Origin of the sequence: Rheinheimera sp. (assembly GCF_036782235.1) — a bacterium.
Classification (GTDB): domain Bacteria; phylum Pseudomonadota; class Gammaproteobacteria; order Enterobacterales; family Alteromonadaceae; genus Pararheinheimera.
On record NZ_DAIPZL010000019.1, the window covers coordinates 38,915 to 45,787 of the forward strand.

8 protein-coding genes are annotated in these 6,873 nt (G+C 47.4%); 3 read left to right on the top strand and 5 right to left on the bottom strand.

What is annotated here, in order from left to right; all coding sequences use genetic code 11:
- Positions 1-100 precede the first annotated feature (100 nt).
- The 4 genes from galU to V7P87_RS15470 form a co-directional block, all read right to left on the bottom strand.
- Positions 101-1,042 carry a UTP--glucose-1-phosphate uridylyltransferase GalU gene (galU, locus tag V7P87_RS15455; protein WP_333798233.1) on the bottom strand — a complete coding sequence of 314 codons (942 nt, stop codon included), beginning with the start codon at positions 1,040-1,042 and terminating at the stop codon, positions 101-103.
- 173 nt (positions 1,043-1,215) lie between these two features.
- The gene (locus V7P87_RS15460) at positions 1,216-1,815 is read right to left on the bottom strand and encodes a tRNA-uridine aminocarboxypropyltransferase (protein WP_333798234.1); all 600 of its coding nucleotides are present in this window, start codon (positions 1,813-1,815) and stop codon (positions 1,216-1,218) included.
- On the bottom strand, positions 1,815-2,462 hold the full coding sequence (locus V7P87_RS15465) for a DUF2987 domain-containing protein (RefSeq protein WP_333798235.1): 648 nt from the start codon (positions 2,460-2,462) through the stop codon (positions 1,815-1,817). Before V7P87_RS15465 ends, V7P87_RS15460 begins: the two co-directional genes overlap by 1 nt.
- A complete protein-coding gene (locus V7P87_RS15470; protein WP_333798236.1) occupies positions 2,462-3,334 on the bottom strand; it encodes a glucosaminidase domain-containing protein in 873 nt (290 codons plus the stop codon). The genes V7P87_RS15465 and V7P87_RS15470 overlap by 1 nt, the downstream gene beginning before the upstream one ends.
- Before the next feature lie 247 nt (positions 3,335-3,581).
- Between V7P87_RS15470 and V7P87_RS15475 the strand changes: the two genes are divergently transcribed.
- A complete protein-coding gene (locus tag V7P87_RS15475) occupies positions 3,582-4,199 on the top strand; it encodes a hypothetical protein (RefSeq protein WP_333798237.1) in 618 nt (205 codons plus the stop codon).
- Between the two features lie 76 nt (positions 4,200-4,275).
- Here the strand turns inward: V7P87_RS15475 and V7P87_RS15480 are convergent, their stop codons facing one another.
- A complete protein-coding gene (locus V7P87_RS15480) occupies positions 4,276-4,656 on the bottom strand; it encodes a lecithin retinol acyltransferase family protein (protein WP_333798238.1) in 381 nt (126 codons plus the stop codon).
- Between the two features lie 180 nt (positions 4,657-4,836).
- Between V7P87_RS15480 and V7P87_RS15485 the strand changes: the two genes are divergently transcribed.
- Both V7P87_RS15485 and yfbR read left to right on the top strand, forming a co-directional pair.
- On the top strand, positions 4,837-6,054 hold the full coding sequence (locus tag V7P87_RS15485; protein ID WP_333798239.1) for a pyridoxal phosphate-dependent aminotransferase: 1,218 nt from the start codon (positions 4,837-4,839) through the stop codon (positions 6,052-6,054).
- Positions 6,055-6,065: 11 nt separating this feature from the next.
- Entirely contained in the window at positions 6,066-6,668 is a 603-nt protein-coding gene (yfbR, locus tag V7P87_RS15490; RefSeq protein WP_333798240.1) for a 5'-deoxynucleotidase, read from the top strand.
- The last annotated feature ends 205 nt before the right edge of the window (positions 6,669-6,873 follow it).

Consider the following 6,873-nt stretch of genomic DNA (forward strand, 5'->3'; position numbering starts at 1 on the left):
AGTGCAGCATCACTTCTGGCTGGTACTGCTCAATCCTTTTGAACCATCAGAAGGTAAAAAGCCGCATCCATATAACGGATACGGCACAGGCTCAGGCGGTTTAGTCCGCCAGCAGCTGGGTTAACTTTTGTTTAAACTCAGCACCAAAAGCCGAGCGCAGCGCATATTCGGCATTGGCCAGTGCATAACCCAGTTTATTGCCGCAATCATGCGATTTACCTTTAATATGATAAGCCTCAATCACTTCCAGTAACCGCAGCTGATGCAGCGCGTCCGTCAGCTGAATTTCATCACCGGCACCTGGCGGCGTAAAGGCTAATAAGTCCCAGATAGTGGGTGATAAAATATAACGGCCGGTAATGGCAAAATTGCTTGGCGCTTCATCCAGATCCGGTTTTTCCACCATGTCCACCACCGGCACACTTTGGCCCTGACTTAACGGCGCACCGGCTAAATCCACCACCCCATACTGATTCACCAGATGCTGAGGCACAGGCTCCACCATGATCTGGCTGTGACCGGTTTCATGGTATCTTTTGATCATTTCCGCCAGGTTGTCTTTTTTCAGATTGCTGTGGTACTGATCAACTATCACATCCGGCAACAACACGGCAAAAGGATGGTTGCGCACTACTGGACGCGCACACAAAATGGCGTGGCCAAGGCCAAGCGCCTGCGGTTGACGCACTGAAATCACAGTCACGTTTTTTGGTGTGATATTACGCACTTCATCCAGCAACTGGCGTTTCACCCGTTTTTCCAGCGCAGCTTCTAATTCAAAACTGGTATCAAAATGGTTTTCGATGCTGTTTTTTGAAGAATGGGTCACCAACACAATTTCGGTGATCCCTGCGGCAACAGCTTCCTGTACCACATATTGGATCAGCGGTTTGTCGACAATAGTCAGCATTTCTTTTGGCATGGCTTTGGTGGCAGGCAACATGCGGGTGCCAAGACCTGCCACAGGGATGACGGCGCGGGTGACTTTTTTATCATCTTCCGGGCGGTTTAACAGCGAAGTGTGCGGATGTTTAGTATCCATCTGAGTGGTCCCATTCCATAGTGGAAAATACGATTACTTATGGAACCGCATGATAGCAGAAAAGTTTTTAACTTCCTTCTACTTCAACATCAGTCTGCCTGCAAAAAATAGCATAGGCAAAACAACAGCCGGCTAATCCGCTGCTGTCGAAGCGGGCTTTGCCACAAGGACGCTCAGGAGCGCTGGTTAAAACACTCAAAGGATTGTTGTAGCAGTGTGGCCTCTGCAATAAGGCCAAAAGCCGTCAGCAGCAATATCACAGTTTCTGCGGTGCACCAGCCATCTGATGTTTGATTCCGTCTGAGTAAATATTGTGACGGCCGCGCCGACTGCAGCCTGATTGACGGGATTTGTTGCAGATATGGGCTTTGATTATACATTTTACGCGCCAGTTGCCAGGTTGCATCCAGTAAAATCAGCTGGATACACCGCCTTTGTGTACCGACAGGCTGTTGTTGCAGCTGTTCTGTTGACTCTGGTGTTGCCTGTTGTTGCCAGTGCAGCTGCCAGTGTTCTACATCCAGTATCAGTGCTTCAGGTTCAGGGTAAAGCAAAAAACTGCATTGTTCTGGCAGGCTTTTTATTAAAAGCGCATCGGGCTCCACTCTTGACCAAGGCACTCTTCGCACCCTGACCCGGCCTGACAACAAACTTTGTTGCACCAACACACCTGTGTTAGTGCTTTTTTGATATTCGGTGCTGTGGGTCAGCAGCACTATGTCGATGCCATCTTGCCAATCGGCAGGAGAAAATGCAGCACTGGAGCTAAACATCACCTGGGAAGCAGTGGCAGTGCCAGCTGTGGCGCCTGATTAAATTCCAGCTGCAAGTCATCCGACAGTTGTGCAGTGTCCGTTAAATCCAAAGTACATTGAGTTGAGTTACATTGCACTTTGGCGGCAAGTTCAGAACTTGCCGACAATAACACAGCTTCTTTTTGAAATTGCAGACTGAGTCCAGTCATTTCGGGTAAAAAGTATTTGCCAAGACCAGCCAGCTCTTTTAACAGGGCATCAAATTGCTGATGCATTTGTTTAAGCTGCGAAAGTTTTATTGTTGCATCCAGTGGCATCCGGCTGCGTAAACGAAAATTCAGATCACAAGGCGCTGCATTTGGCTGCTGCTGCAGCACAATCAGCGCTTTGCGGTTATTTAACAGCTCTGAATAAGGCAGGATCAGCTCACCATTGGCAGCAACAGTTAATGGCTCATCACTGATGTCGGTGGTGATCCTGGCGCCGGTGAGTTCACAAGGCTGTTGTGTGCCCTGACGCTGCAACATAAAAGCCAGCGTAATAGCACTGTATTCGGCTTTTTCACTTTTTTTCAGCCGGGCATAAAAACCGTCGTAATTAAACTGGGTATTGGCCAGGACTGGTGCACTCAGCACCAACGCCAGCAGACCGGACAACAACCGCATCAGCTTTCTTCCATAAATTTGTGGTTGGCGGCGATCATATCGCGGATTTCAGTGACATAAGACTTACCCCGCTCTGAATAACGGATCAAGCCCTGCGCAAGTTTCTGACCTGTAACTTTACCTTCTTGTTTACGGATTTCAGCGCGGATAGCACGTAAATCGTCATACACATAAAAGGTATTCAGGTTATAAAAATAGGCATTCACGCTGGCGGCAATGTCTTTAAACATGGCCACTTCGTGGTATCTGCCGGCCGGCCTTTTGGCTGGCACAAAACCACAGCCAGCTTTAAAACACCACTGACCAAAAAAGTTAAAACCGTCGGTGGCAAAACGACTGGAGCCCCAGCCAGATTCTTTTGCCGCCTGTGTGAGCACCAGGCTGCTTGGGATCACATCAACACGGCTTAATAAGTCGTTGATCCCAGCATCATCAGCTTCAGGATAATCCACTTTAAATTCATCAAACAGACTGTAGATAAAGGCATACTCTTCCAGCGTCAGCTCTTGTTTGTTGCTGCGCTTTTGTTGCAGCTCAACGATTTGTGCGCGCAGCTTTAATAAACGGCTGTTTTCCCGCTCAATAAAAGGTTCCAGATATTCAAAAAACGCTTTTTTGCGTTTGGCGGTATCTTTAATAGCGGCAAAATCTGGCACTGCGGTTAACGCCGGCATATGCTGCGGATAAGTCAGACGCGCCAGTAACTTTTTTTGATCAGCGCTGTCTAACGCCGAAATCCGGCTTGGCATCTGCCAACTGGCAAGTTCTTGAGCATCCGCCACAGGATCTGAGCGTAAGAACGGATAGGCAGCTGCCAGCAGCACAACAAAAGCGACACCTGCTTGCGCCGTTGTTTTGAGCCATAACTTCATAACCAACTTTCCTCTGTACAAATACCCTTCAGTTGTTCGTGTGACGAACCCTGAATGTAAGTTTGCCGACTTTTATTTTGTCTGGGTTGGTCATTTTAACCACTATAATCGGCTTTTTCGACCAAAACTTGGTGTTAAGACCAAAATGCTCTAAGTGATAATTTTTAAACTACTGATTTTTAAGGGTATTAATTATGGCCTATTTTATGCTCAAGCTAGAACAAATTACCCTCAAGGAGCAAATAACATGAAAAAAGTAATAGTACTAACCCTCATCGCTGGTCTTTGCAGTGTTTCTGCATCCGCCACTGCCAAACAACTTTCTGCACAATTCCCTTCAGCCGGATTAACCCAACTGCAAATTCAGAACGGGGTTGGTGAACTCAGATTTGAACAAAGCAATGATGCAACTATCAGTGTTGAAGTTGATGTAAAACCTGCTGAAAAATGGCTGTTTAAAGAAGCTGATGTCGAAGCAGCTACTCTTGAATCGTCGGTCAAGGCAGACCGTTTAACAATATCTGTGCCTATGGATGATACCGAACAAAAATGGCTGGTAAAAATACCCAAAGGCATGGCTTTGGATCTACAACTGGGCGTCGGTGAAATTGATATTAAAGCCCAGGCATCTGATATCAATGCCTCAATTGGTGTGGGTTCCTTTAAAGCGAATGCAGCTGTCAGCAACTATCGCAAAATCGCCCTGTCGGCCGGTGTTGGCGAAGTCAGCGTCAAAACCAACACCTCGGTGAAAGTGGACCGTCATCTGATCGGTGGCGAAGCAACCTATGACGGTTCGGGTTCAGACATTATTTCCGTTGATGTTGGTGTAGGTGATGCCGTTGTGCGCGATACCATCCATTAAACTGCAAAACCAGTTTGCTTTAACTATGCCGCCGAATCTGGCAGTGATCACAGCCACCTCAACCTGAGGTGGTTTTTTATCTGTGGATATCCACCTGCAGCCAAGACACTTCAGTACGCCAAAAATGACTCAGCTCGGTATTTAAATCAAAAAAGCTGGTGATAGGTAAAGAGCGGCCACTGACACAGGCCTGGGTAAAACGATGGCAATTGTTGGTTAATAAATCATAACGCTGATAGGTAAAAATCTGACTGACTGCCCGCTGTGCACATTCTGGACTGATAAGCACTTCACCAGCCTTGTTGCAGGCCGCCAGTAAATGGTTGCCACTTCTGTTGTCAAAAAACCGGGTGATTGACACAGAACGCACCAAACCTGTGCCCTGTAACTCAACGATCTGGCCTTCACCGATATAAATACCACTATGTTCAAACAGATGAAAAATCTCACAGATCACAACAGCTCCAGCCGGAACTTCCGATAATTTCAGCATGATTGATTTTTTTTGATGAATTTGGCTCAGTATGATTGCAAAAGCTTTGTGGCTGTGTAAAAAGGTGTAAGGAAATTTTAATAATCAAGATGTCCGGATGGATGTCTGAATTCAGTAAAATGCGGAGGCAGTAAGGTAAGCGGTATGAAACCAATTGAGCGCTCGAAAAAATTAGATGGTGTGTGTTACGACATTCGTGGCCCTGTGGCACGCGAAGCAAAAAGGATGGAAGAAGAAGGCCATCGCATTTTAAAACTCAATATTGGTAACCCCGCCCCTTTTGGTTTTGAAGCGCCGGACGAAATTCTTAAACATGTGATCCATAACCTGCCAACAGCTCAGGGTTATACCGACTCACAGGGTATTTATCCGGCCCGGGTGGCAGTGGCACAGTATTATCAAAGCCGCGGCATTTTAGGCGCAGACGCTGACGATGTTTACATTGGTAATGGGGTGTCTGAGCTGATTTTAATGTCATTGCAGGCACTGTTAGACAATGGCGATGAAGTGCTTATTCCATCACCGGATTATCCACTCTGGACTGCTGCCGTGAATCTGGCCGGTGGCAAGGCGGTGCATTACCGCTGTGATGAAGCCGCCGACTGGTATCCGGACACTTCGGATATTCGCAGCAAAATTAACAGCCGCACCAAAGCCTTAGTGCTGATCAACCCCAATAACCCGACAGGCGCTGTCTACGACAAAACCATGTTGCTGGATTTACTGGCCATTGCCCGTGAGCACAACCTTGTGGTACTCAGCGACGAAATTTACGACAAAATTTTGTATGACGGCGCCGAACATATTGCCACCGCGTCACTGGCCGATGATTTAGTGCTGCTGACTTTTGGTGGTTTATCAAAAAACTACCGTATTGCCGGATTCCGGGTGGGCTGGTTATTTATCTCTGGCGCCAAACAAGCGGCGCGGCATTATATTGAAGGCCTGAATATCCTGGCGTCGATGCGGCTTTGTGCCAATGTTCCTTGCCAGCATGCAGTACAAACTGCGCTGGGCGGTTATCAGAGCATTAATGAGCTGATTATCCCGGGTGGCCGTTTGTATGACCAGATGGATCTCGCTCATAAACTTATCAACGATATTGACGGTTTAAGCTGTGTGCGGCCCAAAGGCGCCATGTATTTATTCCCGAAAATTGACCGGAAAAAATTCCCGATCAAAGACGATGAGCTCTTTGTGCTGGATTTTTTGCGTCAGCATAAAGTGCTGCTGGTGCATGGCCGTGCTTTTAACTGGCCTGAGCCGGATCATTTCCGCGTGGTGTTTTTGCCGCATAAAGAACAGCTGGAAATGGCACTTAGTAAACTGGCGCAGTTTTTACCAGGTTACCTCCAGCAATAACGGACAAAGCTATGAGCCAACAGAGCCACTTTTTTGCTCATCTGTTTAGGATGAAACTGATCAACCGCTGGCCGTTAATGCGTAACGTCAATATCGAAAACGTGGCAGAGCATAGCCATCAGGTGGCCATGGTGGCCCATATGCTGGCGGTGATTGGTCAGCAACTTTTTAAAGGATCCATTCACCCTGAGCGGGTGGCCACACTGGCATTATTTCATGATGCCAGTGAAGTAATCACCGGTGATTTACCGACACCGGTGAAATACTTTAATCCGCAAATTGCAGTGGAATATAAAAAGATTGAAGCTATTGCCGAGCAAAAACTGTTGTCGATGTTACCGCCAGAACTGCAAGCTGTTTATCAGCCGTTGTTGTTGTCGGCAGAGTACAACGAAGCAGAAAAACGGCTGGTCAAGGCAGCCGATCATCTTTGCGCTTATTTAAAAGCGATTGAAGAAATTTCGGCTGGTAATCATGAATTTACCATCGCAAAAAGACGGCTTGAGAAAATGCTGCAAAGCTATCCTGAGCCTGAAGTGCAATATTTCCTGCAGACCTTTGCCGCCAGTTTTTCGCTGACACTGGATGAAATTAGCCTCGAAGATCCGCTTTAAATCAAAGCGGCTGCAAAGTCAGCCGCTTTTATCTTCCTGTTGTCTTATCTGATTGATTCAACGCAAAAGCGTCGATAAGCCCCCGCCCGGCCTCAAAACCCGATAAATGCTAATGCCGATGTGGCTGATGCGCAGCCTGTGAGCCGTGCTCGTGCTCGTGCTCGTGCTCGTGCTCGTGCTCGTGCTCGTGCTCGTGCTCGTGCTC